8 protein-coding genes and 2 pseudogenes are annotated in these 18,516 nt (G+C 71.3%); 4 read left to right on the top strand and 6 right to left on the bottom strand.

Features of this window, described 5'->3' with window-relative positions; all coding sequences use genetic code 11:
• Together ACZ7OH_RS41700 and ACZ7OH_RS41695 are read left to right on the top strand one after the other, a co-directional pair.
• Positions 1–6,144, top strand: a pseudogene (locus ACZ7OH_RS41700) (type I polyketide synthase); the annotation flags it as partial.
• Between the two features lie 425 nt (positions 6,145–6,569).
• Positions 6,570–6,803, top strand: coding sequence for a hypothetical protein (locus ACZ7OH_RS41695; protein WP_470285941.1), 234 nt, complete (start codon positions 6,570–6,572; stop codon positions 6,801–6,803).
• An 806-nt stretch (positions 6,804–7,609) separates the two neighbouring features.
• On the opposite strand, the gene ACZ7OH_RS41690 is transcribed toward ACZ7OH_RS41695, so the two are convergent.
• Entirely contained in the window at positions 7,610–12,154 is a 4,545-nt protein-coding gene (locus ACZ7OH_RS41690; protein ID WP_470285940.1) for a cation-translocating P-type ATPase, read from the bottom strand.
• A 183-nt stretch (positions 12,155–12,337) separates the two neighbouring features.
• Here ACZ7OH_RS41690 and ACZ7OH_RS41685 point away from each other — a divergent pair, with 183 nt between their 5' ends.
• Positions 12,338–12,622, top strand: a complete 285-nt coding sequence (locus ACZ7OH_RS41685; protein ID WP_470285939.1) for a hypothetical protein — start codon at positions 12,338–12,340, stop codon at positions 12,620–12,622.
• A 66-nt stretch (positions 12,623–12,688) separates the two neighbouring features.
• On the opposite strand, the gene ACZ7OH_RS41680 is transcribed toward ACZ7OH_RS41685, so the two are convergent.
• The 4 genes from ACZ7OH_RS41680 to ACZ7OH_RS41665 all read right to left on the bottom strand — a co-directional run bounded on the left by ACZ7OH_RS41680 (position 12,689) and on the right by ACZ7OH_RS41665 (position 17,011).
• On the bottom strand, positions 12,689–13,009 hold the full coding sequence (locus ACZ7OH_RS41680) for a hypothetical protein (RefSeq protein WP_470285938.1): 321 nt from the start codon (positions 13,007–13,009) through the stop codon (positions 12,689–12,691).
• Positions 13,010–13,224: 215 nt separating this feature from the next.
• A complete protein-coding gene (locus tag ACZ7OH_RS41675; RefSeq protein ID WP_470285975.1) occupies positions 13,225–14,247 on the bottom strand; it encodes an MFS transporter in 1,023 nt (340 codons plus the stop codon).
• Between the two features lie 764 nt (positions 14,248–15,011).
• Positions 15,012–15,674 (bottom strand): response regulator, encoded by a 663-nt coding sequence (locus ACZ7OH_RS41670; protein WP_470285937.1) that lies wholly within the window; start codon positions 15,672–15,674, stop codon positions 15,012–15,014.
• Entirely contained in the window at positions 15,671–17,011 is a 1,341-nt protein-coding gene (locus tag ACZ7OH_RS41665; protein WP_470285936.1) for a sensor histidine kinase, read from the bottom strand. The genes ACZ7OH_RS41670 and ACZ7OH_RS41665 overlap by 4 nt, the downstream gene beginning before the upstream one ends.
• 206 nt (positions 17,012–17,217) lie before the next feature.
• On the opposite strand from ACZ7OH_RS41665, the gene ACZ7OH_RS41660 reads away from it, so the two are divergent.
• Positions 17,218–18,351, top strand: a complete 1,134-nt coding sequence (locus tag ACZ7OH_RS41660; protein WP_470285935.1) for an alpha/beta hydrolase family protein — start codon at positions 17,218–17,220, stop codon at positions 18,349–18,351.
• Between the two features lie 23 nt (positions 18,352–18,374).
• On the opposite strand, the pseudogene ACZ7OH_RS41655 reads toward ACZ7OH_RS41660, so the two are convergent.
• Positions 18,375–18,516 (bottom strand): annotated as a pseudogene (locus tag ACZ7OH_RS41655) (IS110 family transposase); the annotation flags it as partial.

The raw sequence follows: 18,516 nt of genomic DNA, 5'->3' as shown, positions 1-18,516 counted from the left end.
GCGACCGAAGCCGAGCTCCTCGACTACCTCCGCCGGGTGACCGCCGACCTGCAGCGCACCCGCGAGCGCCTGGTGGCAGCGGAGTCCGCGGGCGACGAGCCGATCGCCGTGGTCGGCATGAGCTGCCGCTACCCCGGGGACGTCGACACCCCCGAGGGGCTGTGGCGGCTGGTCGACGACGGCACCGACGCGATCTCCGGCTTCCCCGAGGACCGCGGCTGGCCACTGGCCGACCTGCTCGGTGACGTAGGCCCCGGCACGTCGGCGACCGCCGAGGGCGGTTTCCTGCACGGCGCGGGCGGGTTCGACGCGGCGTTCTTCGGGATGAGCCCGCGCGAGGCCCTGGCCACCGACCCGCAACAGCGCCTGCTGCTCGAAACCGCCTGGGAGGCGTGCGAAAGCGCGGGCATCGACCCACTTGCCCTGCGCGGCAGCGACACCGGCGTGTTCGTCGGCGTGATGTACAACGACTACGCTATCGCGCTGCAGGGCGTCACCGAGGACCTCGAGGGCTACCAGAGCAACGGCAGTGCCGGCAGCGTCGCCTCGGGCCGCATCTCCTACACGTTCGGCTTCGAAGGCCCGACGATCAGCGTCGATACCGCGTGCTCGTCGTCACTGGTCACCCTGCACCTGGCCGCCCAGGCCCTGCGCCGCGGCGAGTGTTCGCTGGCGCTGGCCGGCGGGGTCGCGATCATGTCGACGCCGATGGTGTTCATCGAGTACAGCCGCCAGGGCGCGCTTTCGCCGACCGGCCGCTCGCGGGCGTTCGCCGAGGGCGCCGACGGCACCGGCTGGTCCGAAGGCGTCGGCATGCTGGCGCTGGAAAAACTGTCGGACGCGCGGCGCAACAACCACGAGGTCCTGGCCGTGCTGCGCGGATCCGCGGTCAACTCCGACGGCGCGTCCAACGGCCTCACCGCACCGAACGGTCCTTCGCAGCAACGGGTGATCCGGGCCGCGCTGGCCGACGCGAAGCTGTCGCCGTCCGATGTGGACGTCGTCGAGGCGCACGGCACCGGCACGGCGCTCGGCGACCCGATCGAGGCGCAGGCGCTGATCGGTGTCTACGGCCAGGACCGCCCCGAGGGCCGGCCGCTGTGGCTCGGCTCGCTGAAGTCGAACATCGGGCACACCCAAGCCGCCGCGGGCGTCGGCGGCGTGCTGAAGATGATCCTCGCCATGCGCAACGGCGTCCTGCCGCGCACCCTGCACGCCGAGCGGCCCTCGACCAAGATCGACTGGACCGCGGGCGCCGTCGAGCTGCTCACCGAACCGCGCCCGTGGCCGCGGACCGGTGCACCGCGCCGCGCGGCCGTGTCGTCGTTCGGCGTCAGCGGGACGAACGCGCACGTCATCCTGGAACAAGCCCCAGCCGCCGAGCCCGCCGCGACCGCGCCGGAACCCGTGGCCGTGCCCTGGGTGCTGTCGGCCAAGTCGCCGGACGTGCTGGCCGCTCAGGCCGCGCGGCTGCTGGCTCACCTCGACGAGCACCCGGCGCAGTCGCTGTCCGGGATCGCCCGCACGCTGCTGGCCCGCAGCCGGTTCGACCACCGCGCCGTCGTGGCCGGCGCCGACCACGCCACCCTGCGCGAAGGCCTGTCCGCGCTCGCGGCCGGCGTGCCGGCCCCGAACGTGGCCACCGGCACGGTGACGGCCGCGCCCGGTCCGGTGTTCGTGTTCCCCGGTCAGGGTTCGCAGTGGCCCGAGATGGCGATGGCCTTGCTGGAAACCCAACCCGTCTTCCGCGCCCGGATCGAGGAGTGCGCCGAAGCCCTCGGGCCGTTCGTGGATTGGTCGCTGCTGGACGTCCTCACCGGGGTCGCGGGCGCCCCGTCGGTCGACCGGGTCGACGTCGTGCAGCCGGTGCTGTTCTCGGTGATGGTGTCGCTCGCGCACCTGTGGCGTTCCTACGGCGTCGAGCCGGCCGCGGTGCTCGGGCATTCCCAGGGCGAGATCGCCGCGGCGTGCTTCGCCGGCGTGCTGTCGCTGCCCGAGGCCGCAAGGATCGTGACCCTGCGCAGCCGCCTGATCGGCGAGCGGCTGGCCGGGCACGGCGGCCTGCTGTCGGTGATGGCGTCCGAGGCCGAAGTCGGCGAGCTGCTCGACGACTTCGAGGGCACCCTGTCGATCGCCGCGGTCAACGGGCCGCGCACGGTCACGGTCGCCGGCGAGCCGGAAGCGCTGACCACGCTTGAAAAGCGCCTGTCGGCGGCCGGCCTGATGCGCTGGCGCGTCGAGGGTGTCGACTTCGCCGCGCACAGCCCGCAGGTGCGCGTGCTGCACGACGAGCTGCTCGACGTCCTGGGCGAGCTGCACCCCGGCGAGTCCGCGATCCCGTTCTTCTCGACCGCCGACCAGCGCTGGCTCGACGGCCCCGAGCTGGACGGCGAGTACTGGTACCGCAACCTGGAACGCACCGTGCGCTTCGACGCCGGGGTCCGGGCCGCGCTCGATCGCGGCGCCCGGCACTTCGTCGAGATCAGCCCGCAGCCGGTGCTCAGCCTCGGGCTCCAGGCGCTGCTGGAAAAGTCGGGCACCGGCGCGTCGGCGTCGGCGACGCTGCTGCTCGGCCACGGCGGCCCCGACCGGTTCCTGGCCGCGCTCGGCGCCGCGTTCGCCCGCGGCGCCGACGTCGACTGGCAGCTCCCCGCCGGTGAGCGCGTCGCGCTGCCGACGTACCCGTTCCAGCGCACGGACTTCTGGCCGCGCGGCACGATGCAGACGACCGGGGACATCACCGCGCTCGGCCTCGCCGCCGCGGATCACCCGCTGCTGGGCGCCGTGACGGCGTTGCCCGACACCGAAGGCTTCCTGTTCACGTCGCGGCTGTCGGTGCCGACTCACCCGTGGCTCGCGGAGCACACGTTCGGCGGCTCGGTCCTGCTGCCCGGCACCGCGTTCCTGGAGCTGGCCGTCCGGGCCGGCGACGAGGCGGGCTGCCCGTTCGTCGACGAGCTCACCCTGGCCGTGCCGCTGGTCGTCCCGCCCGGGCAGGCCGTGCGGACGCAGGTCGTGCTCGGTCCGCTCACCCCGGCCGGGCGGCGCACCCTGTCGGTCTACGCCCGGCCCGACACCGGCGACGAGCCGTGGACCTGCCACGCCACCGGCGTCCTGCGTACCGGGGACGCGCCCGAGCCGGGTGAGTTCCCGGCCGAGTGGCCGCCGTCCGGGGCCGAGCCGATCGACCTGACCGGCTTCTACGAGACGGCCGCCGAGAACGGCTTCGGCTACGGCCCGCTCTTCCGCGGCCTCGAAAAGGCGTGGCGGCACGGCGAAGACGTCTACGCCGAAGTGGCGCTGCCGGAAGCGAACCGCCCCGAAGCCGCGGCGTGTGCCCTCCATCCCGCGCTGCTGGACGCGGCGCTGCACGCGGCGTCGTTCGCCGGCGAGGGCCGCAGCCGGCTGCCGTTCTCGTGGACCGACGTCGAGCTGTACGCGATCTGCGCGTCGCGGGCCCGGGTGCGGATCAGCCCGACCGGCGCCGACAGCTTCCGCGTCGACCTCGCCGACACCACCGGCACGCCGATCGTCTCGGTCGGCTCCCTGCTGCTGCGCGCGGCCGGCGCCGTCGAGACGGCCCCGGCGCACGGCGACAGCCTCTTCCGCTGGGAGTGGCAGCCGGTGCCGGCGCCGGAGCCCGGCCGGCTCGTCGACGGCACGTGGGTCGTCGCCGGCGCCGACGAGTTCGGCCTGACCGGCGCGGTCTACACCCTCGGGCGCGCGGTCGAGACGTTCCTCGGCATCGGCGCGCTGTCCGCTGCCCTCGACGACGGCCTGGCCGCACCCCAGGTGATCCTGATGCCGCTGGTGCCGGTGCGGCCGGAGAACGACCGCGACGCCGCGCGCGACCTGACGAAGTGGGTGCTGGGGGAGGTCCACGCGTTCCTGGAGGAAGACCGGCTGCGCACCACGCGGCTGGTGTTCGTCACCCGCGGCGCCACCGAGGACGCGCTGGCCGGCGCGACCGCGTGGGGCCTGCTGCGCTCGGCGCAGACGGAGAACCCGGGCCGGATCGTGCTGGCCGACCTCGAACGCGAAGGCGACCAGTCCATCCGCGACCTGCTGCCGCTGTTGCCCGGCCTGCTCGCCTCGGGCGAGCCGCAGGTCGTGCTGCGCGACGGCGTCCCGCACGTCGGGCGCCTGACCCGGGTGCGCGGCGAGGAGTCCACTGTGGACTGGACGGCGGCGGGCAAGGTGCTCGTCACCGGCGGCACCGGCGCACTGGCCCGGACGGTCACCCGGCACCTGGTCACCGAGCACGGCGTCCGTGACCTGCTGCTGGTCAGCCGCAGCGGTCCGGACGCGCCGGGAGCGGCGGAGTTCGCCGCCGAACTGGACGCCACCGTGGACGTCCGGGCCTGCGACGTCTCCGATCGGGACGCACTGGCCCGGCTGCTGGAAAGCGAGCCGTCGGTGCGGGCGGTCGTGCACACCGCGGGTGCGCTGGAGGACGGCGTACTCGGCTCGCTGACGCCGAAGAAGCTCGACACGGTGTTCGCGCCGAAGCTCGACGCGGCCTGGCACCTGCACGAGCTGACCCGCGACCGGCCGCTCGAGGCGTTCGTGCTGTTCTCGTCGTTCGCCGGGCTGGCGGGCAACGCGGGGCAGGGCAACTACGCGGCCGCGAACGCGTTCCTCGACGCGCTCGCCCGGCACCGCCGGAACCTCGGGCTGCCCGCGACGTCGATCGCCTGGGGCACCTGGGCCGGCGACGGCAGCGTGATGGCGGCGCGGCTGGACGAGGCCGGCCGCCGCCGTCAAGAACGCGGGGGAGCGCTGGCCCTGACGGCCGAGCAGGGCGTGGCCCTGTTCGACGCCGCCCTGGCCCGCCCGGCCGAACCGGTGCTGGCGGCCATCCGCCTCGACCTGGCCGCGATGCGCGCGGCCGGCGAGGTCCCGCGCATGATGCACGCGCTGATCCCGCCGCCGTCCCGGCGTTCGGCGGCATCGGCGGAGCCGGACGCGGGCTCGTTCGCGCGGACGTGGGCGCAGCTGCCGGCCGACGACCGGCCGGCGGCGGTGCTGGACCTGGTCCGCGGTCTGGCCGCCGCGGTGCTCGGCCACACCGGCGCCTCTGCAGTCCCGGCCGACGGCAGCTTCCCGGAACTGGGCTTCGACTCATTGACGGCGATGGACCTGCGCAACCGCCTGCAGACGGCGACGGACCTGATCCTGCAGGTCGGCGTGGTGTTCGACCACCCGACGCCGGAGGAGCTGGCCGCGCACCTCGCCGCGGAGCTGGCGGCGGGACCGGCGTCACCGGACGAGGTCGCGACGACCGTGTCGGTGCAGGCGCCGGAGACGATCGCGGGCCTGTTCACCGAGGCGCTGAAGGCCGGTCAGCAGGCGGACGCGATCGCGTTCCTGCGCGCGGCGGCGACATTGCGCCCGAAGTTCCGCACGTCGGAGGAGCTGACCCGCCCGATCCGCCCGCTGCGCCTGGCCCGTCGCGACGCGGTGGCCGAGCCGGGTCCGCACCTGATCTGCGTCCCGGCGCTGGTGGCGATGGCGGGAGTCCAGCAGTACTCCCTGTTCGCCGCGTCCTGCCGCGGCCGGCACGACGTCTCGGCGGTGCCGATCCCGGGCTTCACCGACGGTGAGGCGCTCCCGGCCGACCGCGAGGCGCTGGTGGCGGCGGAGGCCGACGCGATCTCGGCGTACACCGGCGGCGAACCGGCGGTGGTGCTGGGCGTGTCGACGGGCGGCCTGCTGGTGCACGCGATCGCGACGGAGCTGTGCCGCCGCGGCACACCCCCGGCGGGCGTCGCGCTGCTGGACCCGTACGCGGTGGACAGCGAGTTCGTCTCGAGTGCCGGCGGCGGGCTCATGCGGGGGCTGTACAAGCGCAACCAGCAGTACACGGAGGTGACGAGCGCGGGCCTGTCGGCGATGGCCTGGTGCTTCGACCTGATGGAGGGCTGGGAGCTGGGCCCCCTCCCGTGCCCGACGCTGCTGGTCCGGGCCTCGGAGCCGATCGTGGCGGCCCAGGAAGCGGTGGACTGGCGCTCGGCCTGGGCCCACGCGGACACGGTGACGGACGTCCCGGGCAACCACTTCACGATCGTGGAGGAGCACATCGCGGAGGCAGTGGCGGCGGTACGAGCTTGGCTCCCGCTCGCTAGCGCCTTCAGAGCCCCTTAGATCGGGAGCGGCGTCACTCCACCGGGCATGGCCGGCGTCGGGCAGCGTCGAGATCGGGTCGTAATACGGGTACCGGCGCTGTAACGCCTCCGGCGGTGCGTCACACCCGCTGAACTCGTGCGTGCACAGGGAGTTCAGACGACCGGCCGGCCTGGACCGAGGTCTTCGGCATGCTGAGCGTTCGTGTCGTTCAGTCTGGCGTCTCGCCTGGGAAGAACTGGCGGCTCGGAACAACGAGAGCCAGCGAGAGTGCGATGAGAACGATCCGGTGGACGTGGTCCTTTCCGGGCGGAAGCCCGCCGAGCAGGTGCGCGAGCCAGAATGCCGGATAGAACCAGAGTGCGAACCACGCCCACCGCTCCCTGCGCCGATACGGGACGAGGGCAAGCAGGGCGCTGAACGACTACGGCTACACCGACACGAACATGTCCGACTACGAGGAAGACCACTTCCTCCCGCTGGAGCTCGGCGGCGCTCCGAAGGATCCGCGCAACCTGTGGCCGGAGCCGCACTCGGGCAGCCCGAACTCCTCCAGCAAGGACTCGGTGGAGAACGCGGTGAAGAAGGCCGTGTGCGCCCACCAGGTCACCTTGTCCGCCGCGCAGACGGCGATGCTGCGCAACTGGACCACCGCGAAGTCCGTGCTCGGCATCGGCTGAGAGAAACCCGGCCGAACCAACCTTCCACGGCTGGACGGTGCTGCGCGCCGCTGGCTCGTCTCAGGTTCGGGTGCGCTGCGCCGCGGAGGTGGACGGGTGGTATCGAAGCCGTCTCCGGGCGCCGGGTGGAGGTGAGATCGCCCGCCGGCTCGTCGGCGGCCACTGGCTGATGTCCAGGTTTTGACCAGCTGCCGCGAACGGGGTGACTGGATACCGCGAGGCTGCGTGCACACCGTCACGCCACCGACCTCGTGCCCGGGCCCCTGCCGTGCCGCCGTCTGCCAGGTGGGTTCAGCGGCGGCGTCACCATTCGGCCAGCGGGGGATCGAGGCACCTCGGTCAGGTGCCGGGCAGGTGCTGCGAACCCGATGCCGGTCGGTCCCCGGCCACCGCAACACGCCCGGGTACTGCTCGGTCCGGACCGCGCCCGCTCCACCGCCGCTCGCGGTAGCCGATACCGTTCGGTTTGCAGGCGCGCCGTGCTCGTGCGCGCGGTCACGACCGGGGCATTCGCCGAAGGAGGCTTTCGATGGAGTCGACGCACACCGAGCGCGGCGTCGAAGTCCTCGGACGCACGGCGTTCACCTGTGACGGGGGCAGCCGCTGCCGTGGAACCCGGCTGGCCGCGCCGACGATCATGCTGCATGGCCGACCTCGAACCCAGGGGTGTGCTCGGCGCAAGCGTGCGACCTGACCGGGCGACACCGTGGGCGGCGGCTGTTGTCCGGCACCCGAGCACCTTGCCGGCCGCCCTCGGGTGAGGTTGGTCGGTCGCTAACAGGCCGGGGATGGGCCGATGCTCGCGCTCATCGAGTGACGCGGACCTTCGGTAGTCCGGCCCCGATCCGGGACGCGATCGACTCCAACGAGGGCAGCACCGGAGGTGCCACCGCGGCCATCACGATGGCACCTCCCACTCCCGCCCAAGCCAGTGGCCCCAGGGGGGTACATCCGAAGAAGTGGCTCACCCCTGGGGTCTGCACGACGGCGAACAACGCCGCAGCTGATCCGAGGCCGGTGGCGAGGACGAGCGGGCTGTGTGAGCGGCCGACCAGTGTCTGCACCAGTTGCGCCCCGACCAGTCCACACAACGACATGGTGCTCGTGCGGCGCGCGGAGCCCGGCGTGAGCCTGCCGACCAGCCAGGCAGTGGTCGCCCCCAGACCTGTGACTATGCCGCGGTTGCGGATCTGCCGGGTCAGTGGCGCGCCGAGCGTACCGGTGCCGACGGCGTCCCCGTCCGCCTCGTATGTGGTGCTGGGAGTGACTGCGATGGCCATCGCCGGAAACATGTCGGTCAGCAAATTGACCAGTAGCAGCTGTCGTGTGGACAACGGGGACGTCCCGGACAGCAGCGTGCCCAGCACGGAGAAACCGACCTCGCCGGCATTGCCGCCGATCAGGATGCTGATGGCGTCCGCGACGCTGCGCCACAGGGCCCGTCCTTCCTCGACTGTGTCGACCAGCACGCGCAGGTCGCCATCGATCAACACGATGTCCGCTGCATTACGCGCCGCCGCCGACCCCCGCGCGGCCAGAGCGATGCCCGCGTCGGCGGCCCGGATGGCCGCAGCGTCGTTTGCGCCGTCGCCGACCATCGCCACGACCCGGCCTGCGGCCCGCAACGCTTCGACCACTTGCAGCTTCTGTTCGGGGGCGACGCGTGCCACCACACCGGCCTCGCGCAGCAGACTCGCCCGGCCGGCCCGGTCCAGCGCGGCCAGCTCCTGCCCGGTGACAACCTTGGTGTCCACGGGCCAGCCCAGTTCGGCGGCGATGGCCAGGGCGGTGCGGGGATGATCGCCGGTCAGCACCACCGGTGCCACGCCCGCCTCACGAAGCCCTGCCACCATCGCGGCGGCGCTGGGGCGTGGGGTGTCCGCCAATGCGAGCCAGCCGACGAACTCCAGGTCGGCCAGAGGCTCGCCGATGGCCTCCCGCAGCCGGTCCGGATGCACGCCGCGGCGAGTGACCGCGAGCACCCTGAGACCGGAGGCAGCCAGCGATTCGGCGAGCGAGCGGACCTCGGCAGAGGCGTTCTTGCAGAAGGGCAGCACGACTTCTGGCGCCCCCTTGACCTCCAGCAGACCGACCTCGCCGGCCAGGCCGGCCGCCGCCGCGTAGCCGCGGCTGGCCTCGAACGGCAGACCGGCGATCTGCTGCCAGTGCTGGTCGGGCGGTGCCGCTGCGAGTACCGCGGCGTCGGTCGCGTGCGCGTGGTTGCTTCGGGCGCTGCCGTCTTCAGCTGGGCAGGCCCGCGCACCGGCACGCAACACCTCGAGCGCGGCGGCGGATGGGGTCGCCGGCCGTAGCGGGTGGATCTCACCGGTTGCGGTGGCGACCTTCACCACGTGCAGTTCGTTCGTGGTCAGCGTGCCGGTTTTGTCGAAACACACGGTGTCGATCCGGCCGAGCGCTTCGAGCGTGCGGGCGGAGCGGACCAGCACCCCTCGGCGGCTGAGCCGGCGTGCCGCGGCCATCTGCGCGACGGTAGCGACCAGCGGCAGTCCTTCGGGCACGGCGGCGACGGCCACCGCGACACCCCCGCTGATCGCCTCCCGCACCGTCCGGCCGCGCAGCAACGACAGCCCGGTGACGGCGGCGCCGCCGACCAAGGTCAGTGGCAACGCCATGCTGGTCAACTGCCGCAAACGCGCCTGGACCCCGGTCGCCGGCGCCGTGCGGGCAGCCAATGCCACGGCGCGGCCGGCTTCGGTGCGCTCACCGGTGTCCACGACGACCGCCCGGGCCGAGCCGGCGACCACGGTGGTTCCTTCGAAAACCATGCAACGTCGGTCCGCGATGTCCGTCGCCGGCGTCGCCGCTACCTGTTTCGTCACCGGCAGGGATTCCCCGGTGAGCACGGACTCGTCGACTTCGAGGTCGTCCAGCTGCACCAGCCGGGCGTCGGCCGGCACGACGTCACCCACCTGGAGGTCCACCAGGTCACCGGGTTGCAGGTCGGCTGCGTCCACTACTTCCGGCTGCGCGTCCTCGGTGACCAGCCGACGGGCCCGTTGCGTCTGGGTGGCCGCCAGCCCGGCCAACGCTTGCTCGGCCCGAAGGCCTTGCACCCCGCCGACAACGGCGTTCACCCCCATCGCGCCCAGCACCAGCAGGGCGTCGGCGGTGGAACCGAGGATCGCCGACGCGGCGGCGCCGACGGCGAGAATCGGGGTCAGCGGATCGGTCAACTCGCCCTGCACCGCGCTGACCAGTCGCAGCGTGACAGTCACCGGCGCGGTTCCGGGCAGCTGGGCGGCCGCCGCGGCCAGGTGCCGGGCACGCTCCGGCAGACCGATCCGGTTCGTTCGGTCACGTCGCGGTTGTGCGCCCAGCCGGCGCATTACTTCCTCCGGAGCCAACGCATGCCAGGGCACTCGCGGATGTGGCGCCGGCGCCGGCGCCGCCGCCATTGTGGCCGCGGCGTGCCATCCTGCAGCCAGCGCGACTCCCGTGGCGAGGTCGAGCGGGCTCAAGCGTGCCAGCGGCGACAGCAGGCGCCGCCATTGCTGCTGCCCATCCGTGGCCACCACCAGACCGGACAGGGCCGCGGCAGCCTCGGCGCAGGTCGTCGCCCGTTCACCGGCAGCACGTGCGCCGCGGATGGCCTGCACCACACGCCACGCGCCGGCCAGGCCGCTGACCGACAGGAGGTCGGCAGCCCAGACCACGGGGTCGCGCCCTCCCGCCACCGCGATCGCGAGATCGCCTCGCAACAAACCATCCAGCACCTCCTTCGCGGGGAGCGAACCCGACCTCGCCGGGATGCGGGCCACCGTCAGGACGACGTGGCCGTCCTCCTGGCAGCCGGTGACGGTTTCGACCATCGCGTGATCGGTAATCACCTCGTCGGCCAGGGTGGCGTCGACGCCGGGGACGTCACCCTGGACGAGCACGATTCGCAGGCCGGCTTGCCTGGCGGCGTCCAGTACGCTCTCCGCCAGCGGGTCGGGCGCGTAGCCGACGAGCACCGTTCCCACGTCGGCTCCGTCGGCCGAGGCAATCATCAAGCCGGTCCCGGCAGTGGGATCGTCGGGCACCGGCCTCAGCCGGATGGGACTGTCCTCGCCGGCCACCGCCCGTATAGCGGCCTGCCACAGCCGCCCTTCCGCCCAGTCGTCGTGAGTGGGATTGGCCTCGAGCACTGCGTGCTGGTCGCTGCACAGCGCGCTGGCGTGCACAACCAGAGTGTCGGCGACCTGCAGCAGCCGGAGCCGGTCGGGAGCGCGTACGAGCACCCCCTCCCGGGCGAGGGTGAGACCGAGAACTGAGGCGTAGGCAGTCCAGCCGTAGCGCGCAGGTTTGGGAGAGCTCGCCAGTACCGCTGAGCTGGCCTGCCCGACATTGCGGCTGAAGAGCAGAGTGGCCGCCGCGCTGACGAGGCCGCCTGTCGAGGCGGTCATGGCGTAGCCGGTGACCGGATCCGACAGAACCGCCCGGCGAGCCGGCAGTGCCGCCGGACTTTCCCGGTCGAGCACACACAGCCGCGTGTGGGAGTGTCCGAACGCAGCCACCTGCGCCACCGCGTCCGCCAGTTGCCCCGTGCGCAACAGCACCTCGAGGGCGAGGTCCGTGGGCGACTGCCCCAAGCCGTGCATCACGGCGTGGGCAGCAGTGATCACCAGATCGGCGGTAGACCGGCCGAGACGAGCTCGCAGGAACTCCCGAGCGCGCGGATCCTCCCGCAGCACCGTCATCGCGGCCGCCACCACTTGTGGCGGGCGTAGCCGCAGGGGCGTGGTGACCGCCACCGTCGCCAGCCCGGCGCCGCTGATCGCGAGCGCGGCGGCTTGGGTCCGAACCTCCCGAAGATCGCCGGGGTGAGCGATCGCTTCGTCCTGGGAGCCGGTGGAAAGCCCGTGACGCTGCGCGTAAGCCGTCACAGCCGCCGCGACGCGATCGGTGACCGCACCTTCCACCATCGTCACCACCATCCGGGACAAACCGCCATCCCAGTACGCGGCGATGACCTCGGGATGAGCGAGCACCATGCCGACCACCTTGCGCACCAGCCGATCGAACCGGTCCGCATCGTCGGCCGAAGTCGGCGACTGCTCAAAATGCAGGGGCAGGTGGATCGTCTGCCCGTCACGCCACACCGACTCGGTTCCCGCTGCGCCGCCGAGGAAGGCCTTCCGCAGCACGCGCGCGGCACACGTCGCCGCGCCGACACCCGCCCGCGCCCCGGTAGCCACCGTATCGGCTCCGAGGGTGGCCGCCTCGGCAGCCACACTGGCGGCTGCGCCGGCGCTGCGCGCCACTCGGGCCGGTGCCGTCAATGCCAGACCGAGTCCGATGAAGGGCAGCCGAGCCGCGAGCACCACCAAGGACGGTCGGTCTTCGCTCATCTCTCGTCCTCCCCGACAGGCACAGTGCGCCCCCGGCAGCACGCCCATAGTTCACTCACGGTTTCCTTGACCACTGCGGAAGTCGGCACGACGCTGGAGTACACGACCACCGTCGGCCGGCGCAGCGGACGGATGAGGTCCCCCGAGCAACGGCATCCCACATCGCTTGTCACTGTCTGTGAAATGGACCCTGTCGACACCGGGAGCGCGACCATGTCCGAACTCGGCGTCCGCCAGGACCGTGCCCGTTCCGCGTGCCGCGAATACCACGTGCGCCTCGCGCCCGTGCTGGATGTGCTGGCCCCCGTGCTCCGCCACGCCGAGCCAGTGCTGGTGGCAGCAGCCAATGCCTGTGGCGCGGGAAGCCTCGACCAGGTGTTACTGCTGGTCGCTACCTCAATCATGCGGCGGGCCGGTCACGCTTCCTCGAGTGCTTCCCCGAAGTCACGTAGCGTTCCGTTGCGGTGACTGGTCGCCCAGGGTTGTCCGGTCGCCGGTTTGTGCGTCGTTGGCGACATAGCCTGTCTCTCCCGGCTAACCCTGGCCCGCGAGGTCGTTGCGGGCGTCCTCGCGAGCGAACTGCTCCGCGACGTAAGTGCCGGCGCCCACCACCACCGCAACGGGCCACTCAAGGGCCCCGACCACGGCCAGCGCTGCCAGGCCGCCCCACCACAGGGCGCGCTTCGGCCCCACGGCCGGCACGGGCAACTTCAGCCCGCCCAGCGTTACCGTCCTCTGGGACGGATGGTCCGCTCCGTCCTTCGGCTGCGCTGCGGAATCATTCGGTTGTGCGGCCTGCCCGGTCTTTTCCGAGCTGGCCTTCGTTCCAGTCCTACTCTGCGGGCGCGATGACATGCTCGCCTCCTTAATGCGAGGACGAGGGCTCGCGTACCCCGCCGCGGGCGGCATAAACACCGCACGCGGGTGAGACTTGCGCCTTCATTCACCGTAGGGCTGGACCAGGAGCCTCTCCGTCGAGGTCCGGCTCGACCGGTAGGCCGGAAGATGCAGCGCTGGACTGGCGGTGTCGTCGGTAGCGGCGAGCCGGCAAACGCCGACCCAGAGGGCCGCTACCGGTCTCGACCGCGACCGCGAGTTTCGGTCGGCTCACCAGCCTCGCGCCGGGCCGACACCGTCGGCGCGGAACCAGGCAACGGCCGCCCCGCAGGCTCGCGAACCAGGTAGATGCAGACAGCGCCGATCACGCCGGCGATCATCAGGTAGTAGGCCGGCCAGTTCAGGTCGCCGGTTGCGGCCACCAAGGCGCTCATCACGGTCGCGGTGGTGCCGCCGAAGAGCGACACCGAGATGTTGAACGCGATCGACAGGCCACCAGCCCGGATCGCTGTGGGAAACAAAGCGGGCAGCGTCGAGGGCAGGACAGCCGAGAACAAGACCAGCGTCAGCCCCATCAGCAACAGACCGGCGAACGTCGCGACATCGTTCCCTGCTCGCATCAGCAGCACTTCTGGAAGCGACAAGACGACCAGCGCGCCGCAGCCCACCATGACGACCGGACGCCGGCCGACCCTGTCCGAAAGACGCCCGATGAACGTGATGACCACCATCAACAGCACCAGCACGGCGATCTGCAGCACTTGCGAGGCGGTTTCACTCACGCCCTTGCCCTGACCCGGCAGAGTCTCGGTCAGGTACGTCGGAACGTAACTGGTCAGCATGTAGTTGGTCACGTTCCAAGTGAGGACGAAACCGCCGCACAGCAGCATGACCGGCCAGTACCGCATGAAGACGACTCGCAATTCCCCGGCGAGCGAGGCAGGCTGGCGCTGCTTGTCCTTCGCTGCCAACTGGGAGAACGCGGGCGACTCCTCCAGGCGCATCCGCAGGTAGAGCCCGACGGCGCCAAGTGGCAGCGCGACCATGAACGGGATCCGCCAGCCCCAGCTCAGCAGCTCGCTCTCGGGCAGTACAGCAGAGAGCACCGTCGCGATCGTGGCGCCGAACGCGTAACCGGTCAGCGTGCCGAACTCCAGCCAGCTGCCGAAGAATCCTCGTCGACGATCCGGAGCGTACTCCGCGATGAACGTCATGGCGTTGCCGTACTCGCCACCGGTGGAAACACCTTGGACCAGCGCTACGACGCTGTTCGCCGCAGATCACTCTTGGGTCACTCGTCCACCAGGAGTGCGTTGATGTAATTCATGATCAATTGAACCGTGGAAGGACTGCAGGTCAGGCGCTATGTCCACTCGGCAAAGGCGACGTCGAGCCGTCGGCCACGGTCCGCGCCTCATTCGCGCCGGCGGGACTTTGGGCCGGACGCACAACGGCCCCAGCGCGGACCCACAGATCACCAAAGCCCACCGACAGCGACCCTGAAAATGCAGGGAAACTGTTGGTGGGCTTTGCTTTCCGACTGTGCGCCATCAGGGACTCGAACCCCGAACCCGCTGGTTAAGAGGGCGTTGAACGTCGCGGAGCCGTTGATCGCCGGTGATGTGGGGAGGGCGTTGTTCGATGCGGTCGGTCCGTTGTTGCGGATCGGCTGGGCGGAGGTGGGACCGGTCCTACTGCAGGCGCTGGCTGTCGTATCAGCCGTCGGGCGTAATTCTCGACCACCTCACTGACGCGGATTGTCGGCACGGTGATGGGGCTCTGCTCGGTGCTCGCCAGAGGCTCGCCTGCGGAACCGCGGAAAGATCGATGGTGGCGTGGGTAACCGCGAATTCGCGGGACGCGATCACGCCTGGCTACGCCCGGTTGATCGCCGACCTGACATTGGATGCGCACCTCTCGGCGTGGAGAAACTAAAGCAAAATCAACACTTACGCCCGTATAGTCCCAGGTCAAGCCCTGCTCCCCGCGCCATGGGGATGATCCGGCGATAAGGAGGCTGTCAGTCGGCGGCAATCCCGGCTTCGTGGGCGAAGACGACCGCTTGGATCCGGTCGCGCAGGTCGAGCTTGGTCAGGATGTGACCGACGTGCGTTTTCACGGTGCCGGGGGAGAGGTACAGCAGCCCGGCGATCTCGGCGTTGGACAGCCCACGACCGAGGTGGTGCAGCACTTCTCGTTCGCGGTTGGTGAGCAGTTCGAGCTTCGGGTGTTGTGGTGTGGGGACGCCGGGCTGTCCGCCGACGACCCGTTCGATGAGCCTGCGTGTGACGGTCGGTGCGAGGGTGGCTTCGCCCGCGGCGACGGCGCGCACGGCCGAGATGAGGTCAGTGGCCAGGGAGTCCTTGAGGAGGAATCCGCTGGCCCCGGCACGCAGGGCGGCGTAGACGTATTCGTCGAGGTCGAACGTGGTGAGCATGAGGATGCGCGGGCCCTCGGTGCCGTGTCCGGAGATGATCGCCGAGGTCGCCTCGACACCGTCCATTTCGGGCATCCGGATGTCCATCAGCACGACGTCCGGGCCAGTGCGGTTCACCAGGTCCACCGCGGCCGACCCGGTAGCGGCCTCACCGATCACCTCGATGTCCGGAGTGTTCTCGAGGATCATGCGCAAACCGGTGCGGACGAGGGCCTGATCGTCGGCGAGGACGACCCGGATGGTCATGTACGCGCTTCAAGCAGGGGCAGGCTCGCCTCGACCGCGAACCCGCCCTCCGGGCGCGGGCCTGCTTCGAACGTCCCGTCCAGCACGGTCACCCGTTCCCGCATGCCGCGCAGCCCGTGTCCGGTGTGGAACTGGTCGTTGTCGGGCCGATCGGTCGTGGAGCCGTCATCGGTCACCTCGATCTGCAGGGCGTCGGGCGTGTAGCGCACCACGATAGCGGCGGACGCGTCCTGGCCGGCGTGTTTCATGACATTGGTCAGCGCTTCCTGGGCGATGCGGTACGCCGCGAGATCCACCGTGGGCGGAAGAGGGCGCGGTCGGCCTTCGACGTGCAGCCGGACCCGGGTGCCCGCGGCCCGGACCTGGGCCACGAGACCCGGGAGCTGTTCCGCGCCGGGCCGGGGCGCCCAATCCGGCGCCTCGTGCCCGAGGGCGCCGAGCAACCGCCGGGTCTCCCGCAACGCGGTACGCCCGGTCTCCACGATCGCGCCCAGCGCTTCGCGGGTGCGTTCGGGCCGGTGGGTCAGCTCAGCTTCCCCGCCCTGCGCCTGCAGCACTACGACCGAAAGTGCATGGGCAACCACGTCGTGCAGTTCCCGGCTGATCCTGCCGCGTTCGGCCGCCACGGCGAGTGCGGCCTGGGTGTCGCGCTCGCGTTCCAGTTCTTCTGCGCGCCGAACCAACCCGGCCAGGCGGCCCTGGCGCTCGTGCGCGCTGCGCCCGGCCAGCCAGGCGAGTACCAAGGCCAGCGCGATGAGCGGGAACCCGCCCCAGGTCGGCACCTGTGCCCCGAAGGTGAGCGTCGCGGTGCCGGCGACCACGTCGTCGGCTGGGGGCGGTTCCGGCGGGACCGGAGGTTCGGGGTAACCGCGCGGCGGGACGATCTCGACCTCGCCGTCGGACGCGCGCACGTGGGCGGGGACCTGCACGGTAGCGTTCACGTCGGACGCGTAGACCGCCCAGCCACCGGCCGCCACCAAACCCGCGGCCAGCAAGGCGAGCGACAGCCGCCGTGACCGCACGGCCGCGACGGAGAACAGGCCGGCCAGGGCGACGACGTCCACCGGCATCGGACCGGAACCGGACGCCAGATGACCCAGCGCGGCCAGTGTCCCGACGGTGAAGGTCAACACGGGTAGGCGATGCCGGACGAACAGCACCGCCACCGCTGCCACAGTCGCGATCCACCACAACGCCCCTTCGGGATGGCCGGCGCTCTTGAGCGCGACGATCGCGGTCGACGTCGCCACGGCGAACCCCAGCCCGACGTCGAGAGCGACCGCCGAGTGCCGGACACGCCAGGCGTTCGCCAGCAGCGCGGTCAATCGTGACGGCATCCTCATAGCCGGCCGAGCGTAGTCCGACTCGGATGCCCGCGGATCTGCCGCAAGGCAGAGACCGATGTCCGACCCGGGGCAGAGAATCCCGGCGGCGGACCGTGCCCGGCGGCCGATGCCCGACGACGATGTGGTGACCGACGCTGTGAGCCGTGCACGACCCGCTGGACGGCGGGATTCATCATCACGTCCGGGAAGGAATCAGCGTGAAAAAGCTGCGAAAGGCGGTTCTCGCCGCCGTCATGATCACGGTGGCCGCCGTAACGGTGACAGGCCCAGCCATAGCCTCGCCGCCGACGCCACGGCTGACATTGCCCGTGCCGACCGGTCACTACGCGGTCGGCGCCGCCGAACTCCACCTGGTCGACAGGACACGCCTCGACCCGTGGGTGCCGGCGTCCGGGCCACGAGAGCTGATGGTGTCGATGTTCTACCCGGCGCTGCTTCCCCTCGGTACCCCGCGGCAGTACCTCACCACCACGGAAGCGTCGATCCTGCTGACCGCCAAGGGCATCACCGGCTTCCCGCCCGAGGCGCTCGCCGCGACGAGAACCACCTCCCGGGAGAGCGCACCTCCGGTCCCCAGCCTGCACGGATTCCCGTTGGTCATCCTGTCGCCGGGGCTCGGCCTGCCCCGCTCGACGCTCACCGGGCTCGCCGAGGACCTGGCCAGCAGGGGGTACGTGGTCGCCGACATCGGCCACAACTACGAGGCCTACGGAACGGCGTTCCCCGACGGGCACGTCACCACCTGCGTCGTAGCCTGCGACAGCACCACGGACCCGGTCGTCAACTCGCGGGTGCGCGTCGCCGACGTCTCTTTTCTGGTCGACCAGCTGACCGGCCCGGCACCGGCCTGGCCGAACGCGTGGCTGATCGATCCCGAGCACATCGGCATGGCCGGGCACTCGGCCGGAGGCAACGCAGCCCTGCAGGTCCTGCTCGCCGACCAGCGGGTCCGGGCCGGGGTCAACCTCGACGGCGGTTTTTGGTCGCCGGCACCGGCGTCCGGGCTGAATCGCCCCTTCCTCATGGTCGGGCGCGAAGCCCAGCACACACCCACCGGCCCGGACTGGACCTGGCCGGAGACGTGGTCACACCTGACCGGCTGGAAGCGGTGGCTGACCGTCGCCGATGCCGGCCACGTCAGCTTCACCGACATCTTCGCCCTCACTGATCAACTCGGCATTTCCCCGCCTGGGACGATCAGCGGGGTCCGGTCGATGGAGCTCACGCGCGCGTATGTGGGTGCGTTCTTCGACCTGCACCTGAAGGGATGTCCGGAACCGTTGCTCGACGGACCGACTCCAGCGAACCCGGAGGTCGCCTTCTGGTCCTGAAAGACATCCCAGGAGCTTGAATGTCAAGCCGCAGCCGAGTTGATGTGATGCGCCCAGGCGGTCGTCTCGGCGTAGACGGTGCCGGTTTTGAGGCAGCCATGCAGGATGCCCACGAGCCGGTTGGCCAGCTGGCGCAAGGCAGCATTGTGGCTGGAACCGCGGGCG

It is taken from the genome of Amycolatopsis sp. NPDC114478 (assembly GCF_055633805.1).
Note: the sequence above shows the minus strand (reverse complement) of the source record. Positions and strands in the feature narration are given on the sequence as shown.

Excerpts from the sequence above, each read along its gene's own strand:
- ACZ7OH_RS41685 (WP_470285939.1), top strand. The coding sequence starts at position 12,338 with ATGGACCCTGTCGACACCGGGAGCGCGACCATGTCCGAACTCGGCGTC.
- ACZ7OH_RS41680 (WP_470285938.1), bottom strand. The coding sequence starts at position 13,009 with ATGTCATCGCGCCCGCAGAGTAGGACTGGAACGAAGGCCAGCTCGGAA.
- ACZ7OH_RS41690 (WP_470285940.1), bottom strand. The coding sequence starts at position 12,154 with ATGAGCGAAGACCGACCGTCCTTGGTGGTGCTCGCGGCTCGGCTGCCC.
- ACZ7OH_RS41670 (WP_470285937.1), bottom strand. The coding sequence starts at position 15,674 with ATGACCATCCGGGTCGTCCTCGCCGACGATCAGGCCCTCGTCCGCACC.
- ACZ7OH_RS41665 (WP_470285936.1), bottom strand. The coding sequence starts at position 17,011 with ATGCCGTCACGATTGACCGCGCTGCTGGCGAACGCCTGGCGTGTCCGG.
- ACZ7OH_RS41695 (WP_470285941.1), top strand. The coding sequence starts at position 6,570 with ATGTCCGACTACGAGGAAGACCACTTCCTCCCGCTGGAGCTCGGCGGC.